The organism is Nostoc sp. MS1, from assembly GCF_019976755.1.
In the GTDB taxonomy this organism is placed as follows: Bacteria; Cyanobacteriota; Cyanobacteriia; order Cyanobacteriales; family Nostocaceae; genus Trichormus.
In genome coordinates this window covers 5,981,497-6,004,197 of record NZ_AP023441.1, presented here as the reverse complement: position 1 = coordinate 6,004,197, position 22,701 = coordinate 5,981,497, and the positions used below count along the sequence as shown (strand labels likewise).

The following is a 22,701-nucleotide window of genomic DNA, read 5'->3' as shown; positions in this document are numbered from 1 at the left end:
ATTAGATTAGACTTGGCATCCTTTGGGGTAAAGAGAAAAAATAATTCTCAGGCGGGTATATTCTAAAATTTTGGCATTGTCCTTACTCCATGCTGCGAATCATTACTCAGCAGGCAGATGTTATAGCAGAACTGCAAAGGATCTGCGATCGCACTCATGACGAACAGGTGCTTCACAAGGAAGCAACGGTGCGAGAAGTGTTGCAAGCAGTTAAGCGCCAAGGCGACAAAGCTGTTCTGCACTACACAGATGAATTTGACAATCAAATTCTCAAGGCTGAAGAATTGCGCGTTACAGGCTCGGAACTGGACGCAGCTTATCAACAGGTATCAAAGGAACTGTTGGAGGCCATTCGGTTAGCTTCTCGGCAAATTGAAGCGTTTCATCGTCAGCGTGTCCCTAAAAGCTGGGTACATTTTGGCGATGATGATATCGTGCTGGGCAAACGTTACACCCCTATAGATCGGGCGGGTTTGTATGTTCCTGGTGGGCGTGCAGCCTATCCTAGTACAGTGCTGATGAACGCAATTCCGGCGAAGGTGGCGGGTGTACCCAGGATAGTGATAGCGACACCGCCAGGAGCGCAGAAAGCGATAAGTCCGGCTGTGTTAGTAGCAGCCCAAGAAGTTGGTGTGCAAGAGATTTATCGCGTAGGAGGGGCGCAGGCGATCGCAGCATTAGCTTATGGTACAGAGACAATTCCCAAAGTAGATGTGATTGTCGGGCCTGGTAATATCTATGTAACTTTGGCGAAGAAATTAGTGTACGGCACTGTGGGGATCGATGCTTTAGCAGGGCCTAGTGAAGTGCTAATTATTGGCGATGAAGGAGCAAATCCTGTTCATGTAGCTAGTGATATGTTGGCACAGGCAGAACACGACCCAATGGCGGCGGCAATTTTATTAACTACAGACCCAGGTTTAGCCAAGAATGTGCAACTAGCAGTAGAAAGACAGTTAGTAGACCACCCAAGACGGATTGATACAGAAAAAGCCTTGGCTCACTACGGTTTAATTGTTCTAGTAGAATCCTTAGAAGCAGCCGCAGAACTGGCAAATGAATTTGCACCAGAACACCTAGAGTTAGAGGTTAAAGACCCTTGGGCTGTGTTACCCAATATTCGCCATGCAGGAGCAATTTTCCTTGGTTATTCCACACCAGAAGCCATAGGAGATTATCTAGCAGGCCCCAGTCATACCTTACCTACATCTGGTGCTGCTCGTTATGCTTCTGCCTTGGGCGTAGAAACTTTCCTCAAACATTCCAGTATTATTCAATACTCTCAAACAGCCCTCAACAAAGTAGCTGGAGCCATTGACGCTTTAGCCACAGCCGAAGGCTTACCTTCCCATGCTGATTCAGTCCGACGACGAGTTCAGCAAGACGAATAATAATTTGTAATTACGAATTATTAATTTCTATTCTATAATTCAATGTTACAAAAACAAGGAATAATTTATATACGTTGAGTGTATTGGTTGTCTTAGTAATTAGTTACAGGTCTTACTGTAACAGAAATTAGGTGAACACAAATTTCATAACACAATCAAAATCATCTCATCAAAATATGTAACATAATTCTCAAATTACGAATTGCGAATTATTGGGTGGTCTATTCTGGAGGAGATAATAACAATGATAAAAAATGTTCTGGTAGCACTGGATACTTCAGAAATTGCCTCACGAGTAGTTCAAACTTTAGATGAGTTAATATTAGCACCAGACAGCACAGTGGTTCTTTGTCATGTGTTTCCTACAGCCGATTCAGAAATAGAATTACCAGCAGATCGTCCTCATCCAGAATCTACAACAGTTTCTTATTTTCAAATTGAAAAGCAATTGCAAGCTTACCAAGAGAATTTATCAGTTAAAACGGAATTAGAACTAGTAACAGGCGACCCAGCCCAAGAGATTATACGTCTAGCTAATATTTATCAAACAGACTTAATTATTATTGGTAGCCGTGGCTTAACTGGAATGAAGCGAATAGTATTAGGTTCTGTTAGCAATCAAGTAGTAGAAGAAGCTAATTGTTCAGTTTTAGTAGTCAAGCCAAATTGAAGCTGAAGGTTAGAGTAGAGTTAAAAGTAAACTAATGCCATGACTACAACCCCAGCAGTTACTAAAAAGCTAACTCTTGCAGAGTATCTTGCTTATAATGATGGGACTGATACTTGTTATGAATTAGTTAATGGAGAATTAATCCCTGTGAGTCTAGGAACTGGACAACATGGGGCTGTGGTGGGTTTTCTCAAAAACTCTTTTCGCTATGAAATTCGTCGTAAAAATTTAGATTGGACTTCTCAACAAATGGTTGTTGGTGTTCGCTCTCCCCGTGCAGGGAAATGGGATACATTGAGAATCCCCGATGTAGTTGTGATTCCTTTAGCTCAATGGCGAGATTGACGGAATAGAGAAGCGGTGATTAAACTGAATGAATCACCTCCTTTGTTAGTAGTGGAAGTTGTAAGTGAATCAACAAAAATTGTAGATTATCGAGCCAAGCGAGTTGAATACAATGTTCTCAACATTCCAGAGTATTGGATTGTTGACTTGTTAAGTAACAAGATGACTGTTTTCACCTTGATTGAAGAATTGTATGAACCAGTGGAGTTTGTTGGTACAGAGTTTATTCAATCTCCAACTTTTCCAGAGTTGAAATTAACAGTTGAGCAAGTGTTATGTGCTGAAGATTAGGGGTTGTTATTTCCTTGATTTGTTAAATATTGGCGCAAACTCAGTAAACTCAGGGTTTGAGCCAAGTTCAAAGGTAATAGTGAAACCCCTTCTAAGCGTGACTGTACCCAACCGTCTCCCCAGTACCATTCATGAAAACCATCGATACCGCCACTGAGTAGCAAGCGCAGACAGTTTAATTTGGCTATATCTACGCGATGATGTACGGCTACAGGACCAGTCCAGGTTGTAAATTGCAACCCTGTGTGTAGTTCATCTGGTGTTCCTGGCGCAAAGCGTTGTCCTATCAACCATTTTTCAAGTTGCGCTGGATGCAGCAAGCTATCATGAATGGCTTTGGCTGGTGCTGCAATTTCGATTCGTAGTTGACTTTGTTGAAAATTACCTAGCATTGGTGGAAGTTAGAATGAATAGTAAGTTGCTGTAGTGATACTAGATCACAGACGAGCAACAAGACAGTCTTTTGTTTGGATGGATACAATAAGCCTAATGCGATTTTAGGGAATAAATCAAAATTCTAGCGATACCTACGACTGGCTACGGCTATATTTTTCTGCTTCTGCAAGTGAATTGACTCTATGTTTTTCGCTAATCAATGCCATCCATGTATAGCGATCGCCAATAGTATCAAATTCTGGATCAAGTTTCATCGGTAGTCTGATGCGCCACAGCTTTTTACATAATACTGCCCAATTAGGATTGAGAAGTTTGGGCAAAATCTCTTGATACTCTTGCTCAGATAGTTCAAAGGGTTGCCACATAAATTTGGGACTCATACTGCCACCAACCCAGCCTCTGAGAAGAAAAATATTAAGAATGTGTAGTGGTGGTAAAATGTTGCATGTAGTTAGATTCGGCAGATCATACAGAAAAATGCTGAGAAGCTCTTCTTGATTCCCACATTCGCATTGTGACCAATCTTGCCTAGAATATTTGATCATCCTTTCCATAGCTCTTGAAAAGAACTCAAACTGATTGTGTTATCAATAACTTTAAAGTAACTCAGCCTTTCTACTACTAGCAACGCGCCAGTGCGATCGCACACTTATTTCTTGATAAGAGTTTTTAGTTATTTTTCAAGATGAGCGATTTTTCTCTAAGTGTACAAGTTTAGTCTTGCCACACCACTACGGTAATTTTTTACTTTATAAATAATCTTTAAATTGCTTTGTGAGAGTGTGAAGAGTAGGTTAAGTATAACCACAGACTCATGACACTTGCGTATGTTCTGTATAAGTTAAGTTTTGTTATACTAGGAAAATATTTGCGTGCTTCTAGCTTACAGCCAGAGCATTTGTCAAGACATTATTAGTTGGTAAGGTTTTTCATGGCTGATCAATTAATTCGCGCCACAGCAGCTGATGGCGGGATTCGTGCAGTGGGTGTGATTACCACTCGCTTAACCGAGGAAGCACGGCAGCGTCATAAGCTATCTTATGTAGCAACGGCTGCTCTGGGACGGACGATGGCGGCTGGCTTGTTGATGGCTTCTAGCATGAAACGGGCTGGTTCTAGGGTGAATGTCCGGGTGAAGGGTGATGGGCCTTTGGCTGGCATTTTGGTAGATGCTGGCGTGGATGGGACTGTACGTGGTTATGTGGGTAATCCCAATATAGAACTGCCTCCCAATGCTAAGGGTAAGTTAGATGTAGGCGGTGCGGTGGGTAATGGCTTTCTCTACGTTGTTAGGGATATTGGTTATGGCTACCCTTACTCTAGTACGGTGGAACTAGTTTCTGGAGAAATTGGCGATGATGTGGCTCATTATTTGGTAAGTTCTGAACAAACACCTTCGGCGTTGGTTTTGGGTGTGTTTGTCGGGGCTACTGGTGTGACTGCGGCTGGTGGGTTGCTGGTGCAGGTGTTGCCGAAGGCGGCTAGAGATGAAGCTTTGGTGGCGAAGCTAGAATCTAGGATGGCGGCTTTATCTGGGTTTACGCCTTTGTTGCAAGCGGGTAAAACTCTACCGGAAATCTTTAATGATCTTTTGGGTGATATGGGGCTGACGATTTTCCCTGAAAACCAAATCCTGCGCTTCCATTGCGGTTGCTCGTTTGACCGGGTTTTAGGCGCATTAAAGATGTTGGGAGAAGCGGAATTACAGGATATGATTGTTAAGGATGATGGGGCAGAGGCGACTTGTGATTTTTGTGGCAGAGTTTATCAAGCAAGTAGTGAGCAACTAGCCCAATTAATTGTAGATTTACAAGCTGAGTCTTCTGTGTCGGGTTAAGGTATAAATGGGCGCTGAATCTGCCAATTATTAATGGTATTTGTGGGAAGGATAATGTAACAAGTGGCTTTTTAATTATGAGAAAGTTACTATGGCAAAAATAGCATTATCATTCTAAAACAGATGGCTATTCAACTATTTTGGTGTGAGAGATGACAGAGCGGGATACCCCAGAAAGTTGGCATCCAACCAGAGGAAGAAAACCAGATGAGATGGACGGTGTATACCGATCGCCACCAGTCGGTGACACCCAACCATTTGGTGTCCCAGCTCCTGGTTCGGCTAATACGGTGAACCAGCAAATATTGTATGACTCCCAAGGATTACCTATAAATCAGCAAGATAAAGTAACCAATAATACAAAAAAAAGATTTATCAAGTTGCCGCGCTGGATGCGGGGTTGGGTGGGCTTTGCTCTAGTATTGACAATCATCCCCGGCGGTATCGCATTTTTGGCGATGGCAATGCTGTTGAAGTTACCAGCTGCACCTAATTGTCCGGCAATTTTTTGGCCTCTAGCCAGTGCTTCGGTGAGGATACATTGCGCCCAGTTGGCGGCTTCTAAACAAACGGTGGAAGATTTGTTGCAGGCGATCGCTTTAGTAAGGGAATTGCCAAAAGACCACCCACTGCGGGGCGAAGCGGACAGGTTTCTGGAAGAATGGTCAAAGGATGTACTGCAATTAGCTGACCAAAGTTTTCAGGCGGGAAATTTAGAGCAGGCGATCGCCACATCCAAAAAAATACCTCAAGACTTGGCAGCTTATAAGTTGGTAGATGCGCAAATTGCCAAATGGCAAACGATTTGGGGTAAAGCGCAAGGTATATACTCAGATGCAGTTGAGGAATTGCGGCAACAACGCTGGCAATCGGCATTTCTGGTAGCTTCTAAATTGTTGCGTGTAGATAATAAATATTGGGCAAGTGTTAAATATGATGAACTAAATGACATTATCACTGCATCTAAGGAAGATGTAGACAAGTTAGACAAAGCCCAAAGATTGGCTGATAGTAAAGTAGTGGAAAATTTACTAGAAGCAATTAAACTGGCTGAGTCTGTAGGGGAGAAAAGTTACCTGTATCGCAAAGCTCAAGAATCAATTCCGGCGTTTGGGCGCAAAATGTTGGAATTGGCACAGGCGAAAATGGACGCGCGAGATGCAGATACAGCTTTAGACATTGCTCGACAGATTCCTGAAAGTACAGGGTTACAAACGGAAGTTGAAGATTTTATTGCTTTGGCTGATGCTCAAAGAAGTGCTTGGCAGGGTAATGTAGCAGGTTTACAAGCAGCTATTACCCAGGCTCAACAAATTAATCCGTCTCGACCAAACTACGATAAGGCTCAACAGTTAATCAGCCGTTGGCAGTTGGAAATTGAAGATGTTTCCCATTTGGAAAAGGCGCAGGCACTAGCTAATCAAGGTACAGTCAACGATTTAACTGCGGCGATCGCGGAAGCACAGATGATTCCTAGTAGTAATCCTCGTGGTTCAGAAGCTAGACAAAATATTAATAGTTGGCAGGCGCAAATTGAGACGATTGAAGATAGACCTTATTTAGAACGGGCTGAACAAATCGCCTTGTTAGACGATATTAACTCTTTGCAAGCAGCGATCGCCGAAGCTGGGCAAATTCGTCAAGGTCGAGCGTTATATCCAGAAGCACGCCGCAGAATTAGAACTTGGGTAGATAAAGTACAGCGTATCCAAGACCAACCTTATTTAGATCAAGCGAGAGAATTTGCCTCACGGGGTGATTTATCGGCGGCGATTAATGCAGCGCAACCAATAGCATCTTCAGGAAGGGCGTTATCTGGAGAAGCGCAGGAAGCAATTGATGAGTGGCGATCGCAAATTCGCGCCAGAGATAATTGGAATCGTGCGAGGGAAGTGGCTGCGACTGGTACTCCCCAAGCTTTGGCAGAAGCGATACGCTTGGCTGATCAGGTATCTAACAAAAGTATTTTAAGAATGGATGCAAATATCGCTATTGACCAATGGGGTCAGCAAATCTTAGATATTGCCCGTTCTGAAGGTAATTCTGATATGGCTAGAGGAATTGAAACCGCTCGGTTAGTTCCCCGCAGTAGTTCTGCTTATAGTGCAGCGCAAGAGCAAATTAAAATTTGGCAGCAATTTCTTAATCCTCCTGCACCTCAGCCTACGCCAGAGCAAGTAGTGCCTTCAACTACTATTAATGGGCAGTAGTTTTTAAGCCTCCTGGTTTTTTCTAGGAGGTTTGATATTTTATTTAACGTCAGTTTGATGAACCCCTCCCCGATGCTGAGAGGTGCTTAAATACCTCTGTTTTTTAAAGCTAGAACTTATACCAATTTGAACAAAGAATGTGACAAATACACAGTCCCAAAGCCTTGTTATGTATGGATTCCTAATTTTGAATTTTGAATTTTGAATTGGTATTACGTTTTTTGGTGGTAGATTGAGCCACTCTTGATTCGATAGTAAATTCGGGAATTTCTGCTAGTTCATCATCACCTAAACTATACTGTTCACAAACCAAACTCAAACGATTTCCTGACGTTTTCACGGCGTTAACTGAGTGAGTTAAATCGCCTTGAAAGTAGACTAAGGTGTTCATCTGGGGTTTAATTTGTCCTAGTTGACTTTTGTGCGACTTGAGAACCAGTTCTCCCCCCTCCATATTTTCGGGTACGCGCACATATAAGACGCTGACAAACATCGGTGGTTCAATAGTTTTGCAGTAAGAACGCAGAGAACGATCTATATGTGGATCGACGCGGGAGCCTTCTTTGAGGAGCAAGGGGTTAAGGTAAAAAGCGTTGCAATTAGGATGGAGAGCCAAATCTAAATAGGATTTGAAGTAGGGAAATTTTTGTTCTACTGTGGAGATGTGCGATCGCCTAAATACTACAGAGAATCCTTTAGTACCCACAAAATCGCGGTTGAGGTTGTTGACTGCAAAGTAAGGACAAGCGTGGATTTCACCCCATAAGTTGTTGAGGTAGTCGCTAGGGAAGGCGTTGGTTTGCTGTTTGTAGTATTTCACGGAAAATTAAATCTGTTAAAAATATGGTAGTTTTGGCGGGTAATTGGTAATTGGCAATAGTTTTAGGCTACTACCGATTAGCCATTACCAATGATCAGCCCCCAAGATATGATAAGTATTTCAGCAAAAATTATCGGTATATACGTATAAAAATAGCACCACAGATCATAGCTAGAAACTGCATCCAGTAAGCTAGGCTAGGTTGATTGACTCCCACAGGCGGAATGTTTAAACTACCGATGCCATAAAATGACTGTTGAAAATACCACCAAAATAAATAAAAAGGAACTGGTATTGCAATCGGGATATAAACAAGAATTAAAGGTAAAACACTATCTATCTTGACTTTAGGAAACTTTATAAAATAAGCTCCTAAAATTGCTGCGATCGCGCTATTTGCTCCAACCAGTGGTACAATCAAACTCGGTTCAACAATAATTTGTAGCAAGCCTGCAAGAACACCCGCACCCAAATAAAAGCCTAAATAGCGCCACTGTCCTAAAATATTTTCTAAACCCTTACCAAACACCCACAAAAATAACATATTCCCCAATATTTGGCTAAAACTGCCGTGTAGAAACATAGCAAATAATAGGGAGAATAAATGCCAAAATACCACAATCCCAGCCGCAGGATTGATAATTGCATTATTAATTGCTGTGCTTACTTGATATGGGACTAAACCCCAACTATTGATAAAATAGCCGAGTTCACCACTCACTTCCAGTTTAACTTCCCATAAGAATATAAAAATATTAATACCAATCAACCAGTAAGTAACAATCGGCCGCCTACGAAAGCGTAAGTTATCACTAATAGGAATCATATTAATTAGTCATTAGTCATTAGTCATTAGTCATTAGTCCATAGTCAACAGTCCATAGTAACTCTCCCCCGTCTTTCCCCGTCCCCCTTGTCTCTCTTGTCTCCCTTATCTCCCCCACTCTCACTCTCCGAAAAACCTATGGCAAGATTGGAATCAGATCACAATGGACTCAACTAGGTAAACTAGATGCTGGGAAACACACTTGTTGGAAGATACCAAATTATTAGCCACTTGGGAGGCGGGGGATTTGGTGAAACATACGTAGCTTGTGATACTCACTTACCAGGAACGCCTAAGTGTGTGGTGAAAAAACTCCAACCCCAAGCAAATGATCCGGCGACTTTGGAGATAGCGAGGCGATTATTTGATACGGAAGCTCAAGTTTTGTATAAACTGGGAACTGGCAATCGCATTCCCCAACTTCTGGCTTATTTTGAAGAAAATGCCCAGTTCTATTTAGTACAAGAATTTATTCCTGGTCACGATTTGAGTCAGGAATTAACACCAGGAAAAACTTTTACTCAAGATGAGGTAATATCACTCTTAAAAGAGCTTCTGACTATTCTACAATTCGTCCATCAGCAAAATGTAATTCACCGTGATATTAATCCACGCAACATACTCAGGCGAGAAGATGGCAAGTTAATTTTAATTGACTTTGGGGCAGTCAAACAAATTACTACTCAAATAGTAACTTCTATAGGTCAACCTAAATCTACCGTTGTCATTGGAACTCCAGGTTATATACCAGGAGAACAAGCACAAGGTAATCCTAAATTTAGTAGTGATATTTACGCTCTAGGAATAGTAGCGATTCAAGCACTCACAGGTTTATTACCTGATCAACTAGAACACGATGCCGACACTAATGAAATTATCTGGCAAAATCACGCCCAAGTCTCGCCAGAGTTTGCCAAATTCATCGATAAAATGGTGTGCTATGATTTTCGGCAACGTTACGCCTCGGCTACTGTTGCATTACAAGCACTGACAGATATCACACAACCTGCAACTGGAACTATTGCCATAACTCCAATACCACCTGCTAAATTCAAGTTTAATCAACCTAAGAAAAGCCTATTTATCAAAATATTATTAGCTGTTTTATTAATTAGTGCAACTGGTACAGCCTCAGTATTTGTAGTTAATAGTATTAATAGTAATAATGCTACAGATTTAGCTAAACAAGGTAACACATTATTTGAGTTACAACGATATAGAGATGCTTTATCTGCTTATGAAAAAGCAGTTAATATCAGACCAGATTACGCTCAAGGATGGCAAGGACAAGGTAAAACTCTATTTCGTCTCAAACAATATCAAGAAGCATTAACAGCTTATGATAAGGCAATCCAACTTGAACCAGATTATCTAGAAGCTTGGAGCGGGAGAGGATTTACTTTACAAAATTTACAGCGATATTCAGAAGCGATCGCTTCTTTTGATAAAGCTCTAGCATTAAATGAGGATTACCCAGATGTTTGGAATGCTAGGGGCGAGGCTTTTAGTAATTTAAAACAGTATGACCAAGCAATTAAATCTTATGATAAAGCTATTGAATTTAAAGCAGATGCTTATGAGAGTTGGTATAATAAGGGATTAGCATTACAAAATTTCAAAGAATATGATAAAGCAATAGACGCTTATAATAAAGCGATTGAAATTAAATCCGATTATGAAAGAGCTTGGTATAATTTAGGTAATGCCTTAGTTAATCTTAATCGTTATGAAGATGCTTTTAAAGCATATGATAAAGCAGTACAATATAAAGCAGACTATTCTATAGCTTGGTTATCTAGAGGTAATGTGTTGATTGTTTTAAAACGTTACCCGGAAGCTATTGAATCTTTTAATCAAGTAATTAAACTTAATCCTAATAGCTATCAAGCATGGTATGGCAAAGGTTGGTCACAACATCAAAACCAAAGCTACCAAGAAGCAATAGAATCTTATAAAAAAGCGGCGACAATTAAGCCCAATAATTTTCAAGTTTGGTATAGTTTGGGAAATTCTCAATATATATTACAAAAATACCAAGACGCGATCGCCTCTTATAATAAAGCGGTACGTTACCAACCACAGCATATAGAAAGTTGGTATAGTCGGGGTAATGCGTTATTTAACTTAAAACAGTATAAAGAAGCGATCGCCTCCTACGAACAAGCAATTAAATACAAACCAGATTACCATCAAGCTGTTAACGCCCGTGACGAAGCCCAGCGTCAACTCCAAGCTATAAAACCACAGCCTGTAGTTCCCCCAACTTTGCCCAGTCCAGAGTTTACCAGTCCAGCGCAAGATAATTAGTCATTGATCATTAGTAAAATTTTCTTGCGTATTTATGCACCTAAATAAAAAATTGAGGCTTGTATAATTTGCGCATAAAATTATTTTAAAAAATCAATGATTAATGCAACGTCTAGACTTTTCTCGTTATCGTCACATCGTTGTACTTACTGGGGCTGGGGTATCTGCTGCTTCTGGGATTCGGCCATTTCGTGGTCAGGACGGCTTATGGAATGAAATTAATCCTGTAGTGTCTGCGGATATTTCAGTTCTAGAAACTAATCCCTTAGCTATCTGGCAACTTTTTGGTACACTCAGAAGCCAACTAGAAACCTCCCAACCCAACGCCGCGCATCTAGTGCTGGCTAAGTTAGAAGCGCGATTATCCCCAAATCAGCAATTTACTCTAATCACTCAGAACATTGATGGCTTGCATCAACGCGCAGGTAGCCGTAATGCAAAACTAGACTTGACTCTCCAGTCGGATGGAGAGTTTAGTATAGATTATAGATAGTTTCATCTCCAAGCTAGAAAAGTATGTTAGCTCAAGAAGAACCAAAACTCATTGGTTCAGTTGCTAAAGAAAGCGGTGTACCAATTAAAACGATTCGTTACTATGAAGAACTTGGTCTTCTCAAATCAACGGGGAGAACTGAGGGAGGGTTTAGATTATTTAATGGTGATGTTTTAGAAAGATTGCATTTTATTAAACGCGCTCAGAGTTTAGGTTTAAACTTATCGGAAATAAAAGATTTTTTACAGGTTTATGACGCGGGTGAATTACCTTGTGACCATATCAAACCCAAACTAGAAGATAAAGTTAAAGCTATCGATGAGCAAATTCGACAATTGCTAATTCTGAGACAAGAATTAGTAGGGTTACTCTCAGGTTGGGAGGACAAATCTGATAAATCGCAGGCAACAATTTGCCCCATAATTGAGAATAATTAAATTATCCAAATAGGGTTTATTAATTTTGAATTTGTATGAGTAGGGTGGGCAATGCCCACCACAACCTTTCTGTGAGTTCAATAGGTTATTTATTGATTACTTGACGAATTGGCAACTCAACTACAAACTCTGTGCCTTTGCCGATTTCTGACTGGCAATATATTTTGCCTTTATGTTTGTCTGTGACAATTTGGTAACTTATGGAAAGCCCTAATCCTGTACCTTTGCCCACTACTTTGGTAGTGAAAAAGGGGTCGAATAATCGTGCAAGAACCTTTTCATCCATACCTAAACCATTGTCAGCAATACGAATAGTAATCCAGTCTTGATTGAGTCTGGAGGTGGTAATGCGGATTTCGCTGGGGTGTGCAGCAATTGTTTCTGGAGTTACTTGGGCGTTGCGTTCTTCTAAAGCATCGATCGCGTTAGAAAGCAAATTCATAAATACCTGATTCAACTGACCAGGATAGCATTCTATATGAGGCAAAGTATCATAGTCTTTGCTCAAATAAATAGTATGGTTATCGGCTGAAGACTTCAAACGGTGTTGCAGAATCATCAAGGTGCTGTCAATGCCTTCGTGAACGTCTGCAACTTTAAATTCGGCTTCATCTAACCGCGAAAAGTTACGTAAAGAGGTGACAATTTCACAAACACGCTCAGTTCCCACCTTCATAGATTGGAATAGTTTAGGTAAGTCATCGAATAAAAACTCGATTTCGGTGGTTTTTAAGAACTCTTGTATCTCCGGTACAACATCAGGGTAATAATGTTGATAAAGTTCAACACAACGTAGTAAATCGCGTGTGTATTGGCGGGCGTGTTCTAAGTTGCCGTGAATAAAATTAATGGGATTGTTAATTTCATGGGCAACTCCAGCTACCAGTTGTCCCAAGCTGGCCATTTTCTCCGCGTGGATAATCTGCATTTGGGCGGTACGCAGTTCTTTGAGGGCTTGGGCGAGTTGGTTTGCTTCTTCACGAGTTTGTCCCAGCAAACTTGATTGTTGAAATAAGTTGGCTTGATGCACCGCTACACTTAATTGAGCCGCTACTTGTGTGGCAAATGCTACTTCATTTTCTAGCCAATCACGCGGATAGGTACATTGATGAATGTATAATAAACCCCATAATTCTTCCCCTTCCATAAGTGGGACGACAATCTTGGCTCTGACTTGAAATCGCTCAATAATATCTGGATAAGCAACCTTAGAGCCGATGCTGTGGACATCAGGAATTACGCGCACTTGCCCTTGGCGATATTGAGGGGCATATTGCTCACCAAAGGTATAGTCTTGCACTTTGACAGCGAGGACAGAATCGAATTTAGGCAGAACATCTTCACAAATAAATTCGCCATTACAAAAATTGCTGTCAGCATCAAAGCGGAAGATAGCGACTCGATCTGCTTTGAGCGATCGCCTGATTTCTTGTACTGTAGTCTTAAATATAGTTTCTAAATCAAAGGATTCGCGGATTTTGACGACTAAATCAAATAAAATCCGCCGTTGTTCTGCCGATTGATGTAGTTCGTCAGCACGGGTTTGAATTTGTGCCACCATTTTTGAACTTTGCAGTGCTACACCCAGTTGATTGGCTACCTGTCCTAAAAACTCTACCTCCACACTATCCCACTGACGCGGCGTAGAATGTTGATATGCAGCCAGCAATCCCCACAAGTTACGCCCAACAAAAATAGGAGTTAAGGCATAAGCACGAATCTTAAATTGCTCTAATATATCTAAGTGACAGCGTGAGTGTCCGGCTTGGTAGATATCGTTAACAGCAAAATTTTCGTTGTTGCGATAGCGCCCACCTTTGGTTTCTTGCAGGTAAGTATCCTCCCAAACGAGATTTTGGCCAAAAGGATTAATACTGTCCCATTGAGCTTCAACCATGCCAAAATTGCTGACAAATTCACCGCTCCAATCTGGATTGAAACGGTAAACACCAACCCGTTCCACTCGCAGTAGTTTACACACCTCTTGGCAGGTGGTTTTGAGAATTAAATCAATATCCAAAGAGGAGCGAATTTTGCTGACTACCTCCGTCAATGCACGTTGTCTGGCGATCGCATCTTGTAGGGCGATCGCTTGTTGTTTAGACTGGACTACAATCTCAGCTTGTTGTATCGCTACCCCTAATTGTGCGCCTACCTGCTCTAGAAACTCAACTTCATAACTTTCCCATTGTCTGGGGCTAGAGTGTTGATAAGCGGCTATTAATCCCCACAATTTTGGCCCAATAAAGATAGGTGCTAAGGCGTAAGCCCGAATTTTGAATTGTTCGAGAATGTCGATATGACAGCGCGAGTGATTGGCTTGGTAAATATCATTAACAGCAAAACTTTCGTTATGGCGGTAGCGTCCACCTTTAGTTTCTTGCAGATGGGTATCTTCCCAAACTAAATTTTTGCCAAAAGGATTAATCCGCTCCCATAGAGGTTCTACTATGCCGAATTGACTGACAAATTCACCGCTCCAATCTTCATGAAAACGGAAAATTGCCACTCGCTCTAGCTTGAGGAGTTTGCATAGCTCTTGACAAGCTGTGTTGAGAATTAATTCAGTATTTAGGGATGAGCGAATATTGCCGACTACTTCTGTTAAAGCGCGTTGTCTGGCGATCGCATCTTGTAATTCTGCGGTGCGTTGCTTGGTTTGTTCGACAATTTCCGCCTGCTGCATCGCCACGCCAAAGTAGCTGGCAGCTTGGGCGATAAATTCCACTTCATACGGATGCCATTGTCGGGGTGTTGAGTGTTGATAGGCAGCTAACAAACCCCACAGTTTTGCACCAATAAAAATAGGTGCGATCGCATATGCCCGAATTTGAAACTGTTCTAATACTTCAATATGACAACGAGCGTGTCCAGCATCATAAATATCAGCCACAGCAAAGGGTTCATTATTGCGATATCTTCCACCTTTGCTTTCTTGCAAATGGGAGTCTTGCCATACCAAGTCCTGTCCAAAGGCGGTTATTGTATGCCAAGGAGATTCTGCAAAGCCGAATTGATTGATGAAACTACCGCTCCAATCAGCGTTAAAACGGTAAATGGCGACTCGCTCAATCTGTAACTGCCGACAAATATCTTGACACGAAGTCGAACACAAGGACTCTAAGTTTACAGATGCGCGAATCTTAGCTAAAATCCTCGCCAGGATTTTTTGGTACTGAAGCACTAGCTGTAGTTGCTTATGACAATCGTGTACGCCTAAGTTATTCGACGTTTCATAACCGTTGGTTGTCATAGTGTATTGCAGGATTAAATACTGTATTCTCAGTATTCCCTTGTGGACATCAACGATTACACTGAGCAACAAAAACTTAGGCTGCTAAGTATAGTAATTCACTTAAACCCGCTATTACACTCTTCAGTACAAAACATAAAGTTAAAACGACTGCTTCCAGCCGTCTTTTTCAAGACAGCACACCAGGAAAAATCCGTTTTAAATCCAACAAAACATCTGCAAAGCCAGGAATTGCTACTGACTCATCTGCTAAATAAATTTGCTTGCTAAGATAATTAAATTTACCTTGAGCATTTTGATAAGGCTGGGTATAACACTCTAGTTGAACAGCATTTAAGTTAACAATCCAATAGTGAGAAATTCCCGCTTCTGCATAGACTTCTAACTTTGTTGTTTGGTCATAAACTAAAGTTGAGTCAGAAATTTCCACAACTAAAAAAATATCTTCAGCATAGGGATGATGAGGTAAATAATCAGTCTCATTTCCCCTAGCAATCACAACGTCTGGTTCGGGTTCGCTATTTGAGGGGAGAATTATTGGTTCTTGACAACGTACAACAGCTTGATCACCCAACAACCTATCTAATTGTCGGCAAAGTCTAGTTGTACAAAATGTATGAGGTGTTCCTTTAGCTACCATTTCAATGAGTTCCCCTCGAATTAATTCTATGCGATCGCCCTCCTTTAAAAATCCAAGTTCAATCAATTGATGATATTCATCAATGGTGAATCGCTTCGGTGTGACAACATTTAATTTAGTCATTAGTCATTAGTGATTAGTTGTTAGTTATTAAACTTTCCTACGAGTTAGCATAGTATTTCGTAAAAAATACGAATTACGAATTACAATAACGCCTCAAACTGTTGCCAACATAGATACAAAGCACGGGGTACATGAAAACATCCCTTCCATTTACCACCTTTGAGATTTAATAGTACTTCCCCACGACGATTTAAGTAACCAAACCATTCGCCATATTCAGCATCAGCGAAGTGCTGCCATGAGTAATCGTGCATTTTTTGATACCATTCCCAACAGTCATCACGACCTGTCAAACGATAACCCATTGCCAAGGCTACTAAAGACTCTAAATGTACCCACCACAATTTCTGATCCCATTCTAATTGTTGTGGAGGATGGCCTTCTGCATCCATAAAGTAATACAAACCGCCATATTCTTTATCCCAAGCAAAATTGAGGATATTTAATACCACATCCACAGCTTGGTTAATAGTCTTGCTGTCGTTCTGTCGTTGGGCGATATCCATAATAAACCACATCGCCTCGATACCATGACCAGGGTTAATTAATCGACCATCAAAACTATCAATGTGGGAACCATCAGGGGTAACACTTTCATACATCAAGCCTCGTTCTTGGTCAAGAAAATCTGTCATGACTTCCTGAACGGTTGCCGCTAAGACTTCCTCTAGGGTTTCGCTTGGTAGTAGCCATTCCATTTCTAGGGTGAGGTTGGCTAAAATCATCGGCACAGACAGCGCTTTCATAGGGCGTGTGCCTGGGTAAGCTTTGGTATATTTGCCTTTGGGGTTATCTTTACGGCGCAGCACGTTGTTATATGCTTGCACTGCCACATCCTTAGCCCATTCTTCACCAGAAACTAAGGCATATTTACTAAATGCCATCGCGGCAAAGCAATCAGAAAATATATTATATGGCTGTACTAACGGTTGACCTCCACGGGTCAGGGCAAAATACCAATTACCTTCTGCATCTCTGCCGTGTTGGGCAAGAAATTTAGCGCCGTTACTAGCAATTTTTAACCAGTTTTCCCGCTTTTCTATCTGGTTGCACAACACGGAAAAAGTCCATACTTGGCGATTTTGCAACCAGATAAATTTATCTGTATCGTAGACTTTACCCTGGCGGTCAAGACAAGTGAAGTAACCGCCTTGTTCCCAATCGACTGAATGGTTTTCCCAAAATGGGAGTACATCATTAAGGAGAGCGTTTTTGTAGAGTTGTGCCAGCCCTTGCAAGTTTTTTCCCATGATGTCATCCCCTGATCAAAACCATCAGCGTTTATTATCGCCTTGCTATGGATTGACTACAAGTGGGGTGAGGGAAGATGAGGGAGATGAGGGAGATGAGGGAGATGAGGGAGAGGGGGGAGATAATAATTTACTCCTGCCTTTTGACTATGGACTAATGACTATGGACTATGGACTGTTGACTGTTGACTATTGACTGAAGAGAACATTACAACAGGCAACTGACTACTAACTACTGACCATTGACTACCGACTAATTCCCGATAAACCCCTAATGTTTCCTCGTTAACTCTAGCCGCACTAAATCTTTCTAGGTTTTGTTGAGCGCGGTGCTTCCATCTGTATAGTTGTATGGGGTCTGTGAGTAATTGCTTTAAAGCTTCTGCCAAGGTATGACTATCTTTTGGTGGAACTAATAGCCCAGCTTGCCCATTATCCAAGGTTTCAGGAATGCCGTCTACATCACTGGCAATAATGGCACAGCCTGCTTCTCTGGCTTCTGTTAGTACCAAACCAAAGGATTCGCAGTGAGAAGGGAGGACAAAAATATCAGTAGCTAGCATGTAGCGTTGTGGTTCTGGCTGAAAACCTTCAAAGTGAATGCGATCATTAAAAGGTGTATTTCGCGCCATCACCTCAAAAGTTGACCGATTTGGCCCATCTCCCACTAAATATAGGTGTGCTTGAGGAAAGTCTTGAGCAATTTTGCTGAAAGCTGTAATTAACTCAGCAATTCCTTTGCGGGAATACATCCCTGCAACGGTGGTAATTGCGGAACCTTGTAAAGCTAATGGTTGATAATCTTGCAGTGGACGATGGCGAGGACTTTCCAATGTACCGTTAGCAACTACCCGTAGTTTATGCTTGGGGATACCACGGCGTACCATTGACTCGGCTACTGCATGACTAACAGCAATTACCCGGTCTGCTAATCCCATAAGAACAGCACTACGCTGAAACTCATTGTGTACTGTGGATACTAGGTTGTAACCATAGCTGGATTTTAAAACACCCGCTAGGACAACTCCTGTCATCATATGTGCGTGAACTATATCCGGCTGGAATTTTTGAATAATTTCTCGCAAACGCCACAGCGCTTTCATCAGGTTTAGAGGTTGTCTAGACTGATCTAAATGAAAGTGTCTAACACCATAAGAAGCTAACAATGGTTCATATTCTCCTCCAGCAGAGGCTACAGCCACTTGATGCCCGCTTTTTGCTTGTAAGCAGGCTGAGTCTACGGCAACATTAACTATTCCATTGCCAATTTCTTGTACATGATTAGTGATGTGTAGGACTTTCATTTAAATTATCCCTATAGTAATTATTGTTTAATTTGGAAAACAAAATTTAGCTTTTAAAGTAAATTTCGTGAGAGTTCAAAAATTGCTGGATAAAGCCTGTGGGTAGGTTGTTAATTTGGGAGACGTATGAGGCGATCGCTCTTTTTTTCTTATCTTTTACTGAAGCAATAGGAAATTTATACGCGGACGCTATATCTTGTAATTTGAGCAAAATAAATATTGGCGCTCTCCAGAATAACCAGACGGGATATTGAAATATATCTACATTAATTTTTGCTTGCTGAATAGCAGTTTTTACTAAGGTATAAGTCGCTTCATGGTCTCTATGGCAATCTTTCTTGTGAGGTACATATATTTCACCGGGTTGATAATGATTGACTAATTCTGTTATTTCGTGAATAGTCTGCTGATGTTCTTCATCATTTAGTTCCGGTAAATTGCCATCTGGTTTCGCTAAAAAATGTATATTTGATACTTCTACTCCCAGTATTTTTAATGCAGCAATCGCTTCTTGCTGTCTGGTTTGAATTATCTGATTCTGCACATCTTCATCCACAGATGAGCCTTTACCATCAGTTATAAATACCACAGCAACAGGTATATTACGTTCTCTTTTGTGAGCAATCATGCCACCACAGCCAAAAGTTTCATCATCTTGGTGTGGAGAAAATACCATAATTGATTTTTCGCTACATGATAATTGCTTGCTATTGCCGAATAACAGCCATTTGTGTAGCAACCAAGAGTGGATATATTGCGCCTTCTCAAGCCAGATGAGGGGAATTAATTTTTGTAGATGTTGTAAATAAATTTTGATAGAAAATTTCTGCTTCATAGTCTCTACTAGAAATTAATACTAGTGCTAGTAAATTTTAATAATTATGTCAATTATTTATCTAATTAATTTAGAAAACTATTTTGTCTTACTAGCATAAACCATATGATAGGCTACAGCTAGCAGAATTAGGATAAAGATTTTGTATGAAAAATATGCTAACTTCTTTATTTTTTAAAAAAATAAAAATTAATCTTTATTTATTTTAGATATCAAAAATTAGTCGTAGTTGCACTTTTAACATATTTTCAATTTGCAACTAATAAAAGAGATAACATCTTATTTACTAGGCTACACGAACTTAACAGGATAATTTCCAATTTTTCTCAATTTTAGGTTTTTTAAAATATAGTTATGCACCTGTTGTATTTAGCTATACTAACCAAAAGTATAAAAAATACAAAAATAATGTATAGTATTATACATTATTGACATAAATTATAAAGTGCATCACTATTGACATTATTTTCTTGTCAAATATCTATTTGACAACCAAGTAGTTGCTAGTCATAAAAAATACATTGGCTTAAATAGATATCAACCTTTATTTAAAGATTTGGTAAATAAAAAGCCTAAATTATAGATAAATTTCAACAAAATCTATATTGAATCAGATGTAATGATTGCTGATAGTGTAGAAAATTAAAGAATATAATTAATAAGCAAATACAGATAAACAAATAATACTAAAATATATGAAAACAATTTGCTGACAATTTAACCGTTGATTAGCCTTTTAGCCTATCTATTACATGTATAAAAAATCTCAAGCTCCACATATTAATTAGGAGACAAGAGTGCAAAATCATAAAGAAAGTTTAAGTTCAACACCTGCTCATATTTTGACTTTAGCTTCTGGCTGGTTTCCTACTAATCCTGGCGGTTTAGAAAGATATGTTTACGAGTTAATTTATCAACTAGCAACTAATCAAGATAAAGTAGAATTATGTGGAGTTGGGTTGCCGCAGAATGAACATAATTTACCGATCAAGCTAACAAATCTAGCAAACCCAGATAGTAAAATTTGGCAAAGATTTTGGTCTATTCGTCGTAACTTTCAGAAAACCAGAATCGAGAAACCAGATGCTATCCACTTACATTTTGCTTTATATAGCTTTCCTCTTTTAGATATTTTACCTAAAGGCATACCCGTTACTTTCAATTTTCACGGGCCTTGGGCATCTGAAAGCAACCAGGAAGTAGTAAAAGATAGATTGAGTAATTTTTTAAAGCATCGTTTAATAGAACAAACTACATATAATCGTTGCGATCGCTTTATTGTTCTCAGCAAAGCTTTTGGTAATATTCTACACCAAGAGTATCATATCCCTTGGCACAAAATACACGTTATTCCAGGCGGTGTGAACATCAATAAATTCCAACCGAATGTATCACGCCAAACAGCCCGTCAGCAATTAAACTGGCCTGAAAACCGCCCTATTTTATTTACCTCTAGGCGCTTAGTGCATCGTGTCGGATTAGACAAACTCTTACAAGCATTAGCCATCATTAAACCAAAAGTACCTGATATTTGGCTAGCGATCGCCGGACGCGGACATCTCCAAGCTACACTACAACAACAGGCTCAAGAGTTAGGTTTAGAAAACAACGTCAAATTCTTAGGTTTTCTCCCAGATGAACAATTACCACTAGCTTACCAAGCTGCTGACTTAACTGTTATGCCTAGCCAATCTTTTGAAGGTTTTGGATTAGCAATTCCTGAATCATTAGCTTGTGGAACTCCAGTTTTATGCACTCCCATTGGTGGAATGCCAGAAATTTTAAATGGGTTCTCCCCAGAATTAATTACTACATCTGCTGAAGCTAATGCTATTGCAGAAAAGTTAGAACAAGTATTGTTAGCAGAGATACCAACCCCTTCCAGAGAAGACTGTCGCCAGTATGCTGTCACTAACTTTGATTGGCAAAAAATAGCTCAACAAGTAAGGCAAGTAATCTTGGCTAGAAACTAGTAATGCGAAGGAGAATAGCTGTTGACTGTTGACTGTTGACTAATGACTAATGAATAATAACCAATGAAAATCTTATTTTTAGATCAGAGTGGTAAACCTGGTGGTGCAGAATTATGTTTAATAGATATAGCTAAACCTTACCGCGATCGCGCTTTGGTTGGCTTATTTGCCGATGGCTCATTTAAAACCTTACTACAACAAAATCACATACCTGTTGAAGTATTAATAAATCAGCCAATTCAAGTCCGTAAGCAAAGTAATTTATTGCAAGCACTTAGTAGTTTGGGACAACTTGCGCCTCTAGTGGCTAAGGTAGTGCAGAGAGCTATTGAGTATGATTTAATTTATGCTAATACCCAAAAAGCTTTAGTTGTAGGTGCGATCGCTAGCTTATTGGCTCGTCGCCCTTTAGTTTACCATCTACATGATATTCTTTCCCCAGAACACTTTAGTAAAACTAACTTACGAATTGCAGTTAACCTAGCTAACCGTTTCGCTTCATTAGTAATAGCTAATTCCCAAGCTAGTCAAACAGCTTTTGTGCAAGCTGGAGGACGCGCCGAACTGACGACAGTTATCTATAACGGTTTTAATCCAGAACTTTATCAAACTTGTGCATCAGATACTAATAAATTACGACGAAATTTAGGCATAGAAGATAAATTTGTAGTTGGACATTTTAGCCGACTTTCTCCTTGGAAGGGACAACATATCCTCATTGAAGCACTTGCTAAATGTCCACCACAAGTAACAGCACTTTTAGTAGGTGATGCCTTATTTGGTGAGCAAGAATATGTCAAACAATTACATCAACAAATTGACCAATTAGGGTTAGAAAACCAGGTAAAATTTTTAGGATTTCGTGCTGACATTCCCCAATTAATGGCAGCCTGTGATTTAGTTACTCATACTTCTACTGCACCAGAACCCTTTGGCAGAGTTATTGTTGAAGCTATGCTATGTGGTAAACCTGTTGTAGCCGCCAAAGCCGGTGGTGCTATTGAATTAGTTGAACATGGCATTAATGGATTTTTAACTACGCCAGGAAGCTTTGAGGAATTAGCTAATATTATTAATAGCTGCTTGGAGGATCAACAGAATACCGCAACTATCGCTAATAATGCCAGAGCTATTGCTAGTGAACGTTTTGATATAGTAAATATCAACCGTCAAATTGCCCAAGAATTATCTAGTAAATTATAGCAATTCGTAATTAAGAAATATACCATATAAAAACTAAAGACTAATGATTTCTATTGTAAGCGATTGTCCTCTTACAAGCCAAACGCCTGCAACTTCT

General features: G+C 40.2%; 19 protein-coding genes and 1 pseudogene. 11 read left to right on the top strand and 9 right to left on the bottom strand.

Going from position 1 to position 22,701, the window contains the following annotated elements:
- The first annotated feature begins 89 nt into the window (after positions 1–89).
- From hisD to NSMS1_RS25820, 3 genes and pseudogenes are all read left to right on the top strand, one after another.
- On the top strand, positions 90–1,391 hold the full coding sequence (gene hisD, locus NSMS1_RS25830) for a histidinol dehydrogenase (protein ID WP_224087530.1): 1,302 nt from the start codon (positions 90–92) through the stop codon (positions 1,389–1,391).
- 244 nt (positions 1,392–1,635) lie between these two features.
- Positions 1,636–2,061 (top strand): universal stress protein, encoded by a 426-nt coding sequence (locus tag NSMS1_RS25825; protein WP_224087529.1) that lies wholly within the window; start codon positions 1,636–1,638, stop codon positions 2,059–2,061.
- 39 nt (positions 2,062–2,100) lie between these two features.
- A pseudogene (locus NSMS1_RS25820) lies at positions 2,101–2,697 on the top strand (Uma2 family endonuclease).
- Here the strand turns inward: NSMS1_RS25820 and NSMS1_RS25815 are convergent.
- The gene (locus NSMS1_RS25815; RefSeq protein ID WP_224087528.1) at positions 2,694–3,089 is read right to left on the bottom strand and encodes a hypothetical protein; all 396 of its coding nucleotides are present in this window, start codon (positions 3,087–3,089) and stop codon (positions 2,694–2,696) included. The pseudogene NSMS1_RS25820 and the gene NSMS1_RS25815 overlap by 4 nt on opposite strands.
- Before the next feature lie 135 nt (positions 3,090–3,224).
- Positions 3,225–3,473 (bottom strand): hypothetical protein, encoded by a 249-nt coding sequence (locus NSMS1_RS25810; RefSeq protein WP_224087527.1) that lies wholly within the window; start codon positions 3,471–3,473, stop codon positions 3,225–3,227.
- Positions 3,474–4,024: 551 nt separating this feature from the next.
- On the opposite strand from NSMS1_RS25810, the gene hslO reads away from it, so the two are divergent.
- Positions 4,025–4,930, top strand: coding sequence for an Hsp33 family molecular chaperone HslO (hslO, locus tag NSMS1_RS25805; protein ID WP_224087526.1), 906 nt, complete (start codon positions 4,025–4,027; stop codon positions 4,928–4,930).
- 152 nt (positions 4,931–5,082) lie between these two features.
- Positions 5,083–7,140, top strand: a complete 2,058-nt coding sequence (locus NSMS1_RS25800; protein ID WP_224087525.1) for a chromosome segregation ATPase — start codon at positions 5,083–5,085, stop codon at positions 7,138–7,140.
- Between the two features lie 181 nt (positions 7,141–7,321).
- Here the strand turns inward: NSMS1_RS25800 and NSMS1_RS25795 are convergent, their stop codons facing one another.
- Together NSMS1_RS25795 and NSMS1_RS25790 are read right to left on the bottom strand one after the other, a co-directional pair.
- A complete protein-coding gene (locus tag NSMS1_RS25795) occupies positions 7,322–7,960 on the bottom strand; it encodes a 2OG-Fe(II) oxygenase (RefSeq protein ID WP_224087524.1) in 639 nt (212 codons plus the stop codon).
- Positions 7,961–8,090: 130 nt separating this feature from the next.
- Positions 8,091–8,786, bottom strand: coding sequence for a rhomboid family intramembrane serine protease (locus NSMS1_RS25790; protein ID WP_224087523.1), 696 nt, complete (start codon positions 8,784–8,786; stop codon positions 8,091–8,093).
- A 186-nt stretch (positions 8,787–8,972) separates the two neighbouring features.
- Here NSMS1_RS25790 and NSMS1_RS25785 point away from each other — a divergent pair, with 186 nt between their 5' ends.
- The 3 genes from NSMS1_RS25785 (at position 8,973) to NSMS1_RS25775 (ending at position 12,023) form a co-directional block, all read left to right on the top strand.
- Positions 8,973–11,093, top strand: a complete 2,121-nt coding sequence (locus tag NSMS1_RS25785; protein ID WP_224087522.1) for a tetratricopeptide repeat protein — start codon at positions 8,973–8,975, stop codon at positions 11,091–11,093.
- Positions 11,094–11,196: 103 nt separating this feature from the next.
- Entirely contained in the window at positions 11,197–11,586 is a 390-nt protein-coding gene (locus NSMS1_RS25780; protein ID WP_224087521.1) for an SIR2 family NAD-dependent protein deacylase, read from the top strand.
- A 23-nt stretch (positions 11,587–11,609) separates the two neighbouring features.
- Positions 11,610–12,023 (top strand): heavy metal-responsive transcriptional regulator, encoded by a 414-nt coding sequence (locus tag NSMS1_RS25775; protein ID WP_224087520.1) that lies wholly within the window; start codon positions 11,610–11,612, stop codon positions 12,021–12,023.
- Positions 12,024–12,108: 85 nt separating this feature from the next.
- Here the strand turns inward: NSMS1_RS25775 and NSMS1_RS25770 are convergent, their stop codons facing one another.
- The 3 genes from NSMS1_RS25770 to NSMS1_RS25760 all read right to left on the bottom strand — a co-directional run bounded on the left by NSMS1_RS25770 (position 12,109) and on the right by NSMS1_RS25760 (position 17,289).
- Entirely contained in the window at positions 12,109–15,276 is a 3,168-nt protein-coding gene (locus NSMS1_RS25770; protein ID WP_224087519.1) for a GAF domain-containing protein, read from the bottom strand.
- Between the two features lie 169 nt (positions 15,277–15,445).
- The gene (locus NSMS1_RS25765; protein WP_224087518.1) at positions 15,446–16,039 is read right to left on the bottom strand and encodes a Uma2 family endonuclease; all 594 of its coding nucleotides are present in this window, start codon (positions 16,037–16,039) and stop codon (positions 15,446–15,448) included.
- A gap of 80 nt (positions 16,040–16,119) precedes the next feature.
- Positions 16,120–17,289, bottom strand: coding sequence for an AGE family epimerase/isomerase (locus tag NSMS1_RS25760; RefSeq protein ID WP_224087517.1), 1,170 nt, complete (start codon positions 17,287–17,289; stop codon positions 16,120–16,122).
- Between NSMS1_RS25760 and NSMS1_RS25755 the strand changes: the two genes are divergently transcribed.
- Positions 17,288–17,485 (top strand): hypothetical protein, encoded by a 198-nt coding sequence (locus tag NSMS1_RS25755; protein WP_224087516.1) that lies wholly within the window; start codon positions 17,288–17,290, stop codon positions 17,483–17,485. The genes NSMS1_RS25760 and NSMS1_RS25755 overlap by 2 nt on opposite strands.
- On the opposite strand, the gene NSMS1_RS25750 is transcribed toward NSMS1_RS25755, so the two are convergent.
- Both NSMS1_RS25750 and NSMS1_RS25745 read right to left on the bottom strand, forming a co-directional pair.
- Positions 17,451–18,593, bottom strand: a complete 1,143-nt coding sequence (locus NSMS1_RS25750; RefSeq protein WP_224087515.1) for a glycosyltransferase family 4 protein — start codon at positions 18,591–18,593, stop codon at positions 17,451–17,453. The two genes, NSMS1_RS25755 and NSMS1_RS25750, sit on opposite strands and share 35 nt — an antisense overlap.
- 46 nt (positions 18,594–18,639) lie before the next feature.
- Positions 18,640–19,428 (bottom strand): PIG-L deacetylase family protein, encoded by a 789-nt coding sequence (locus tag NSMS1_RS25745; protein WP_224087514.1) that lies wholly within the window; start codon positions 19,426–19,428, stop codon positions 18,640–18,642.
- A gap of 797 nt (positions 19,429–20,225) precedes the next feature.
- Here NSMS1_RS25745 and NSMS1_RS25740 point away from each other — a divergent pair.
- The gene (locus NSMS1_RS25740) at positions 20,226–21,401 is read left to right on the top strand and encodes a glycosyltransferase family 4 protein (RefSeq protein WP_224087513.1); all 1,176 of its coding nucleotides are present in this window, start codon (positions 20,226–20,228) and stop codon (positions 21,399–21,401) included.
- A gap of 63 nt (positions 21,402–21,464) precedes the next feature.
- Positions 21,465–22,604, top strand: a complete 1,140-nt coding sequence (locus tag NSMS1_RS25735; protein WP_224087512.1) for a glycosyltransferase family 4 protein — start codon at positions 21,465–21,467, stop codon at positions 22,602–22,604.
- The last annotated feature ends 97 nt before the right edge of the window (positions 22,605–22,701 follow it).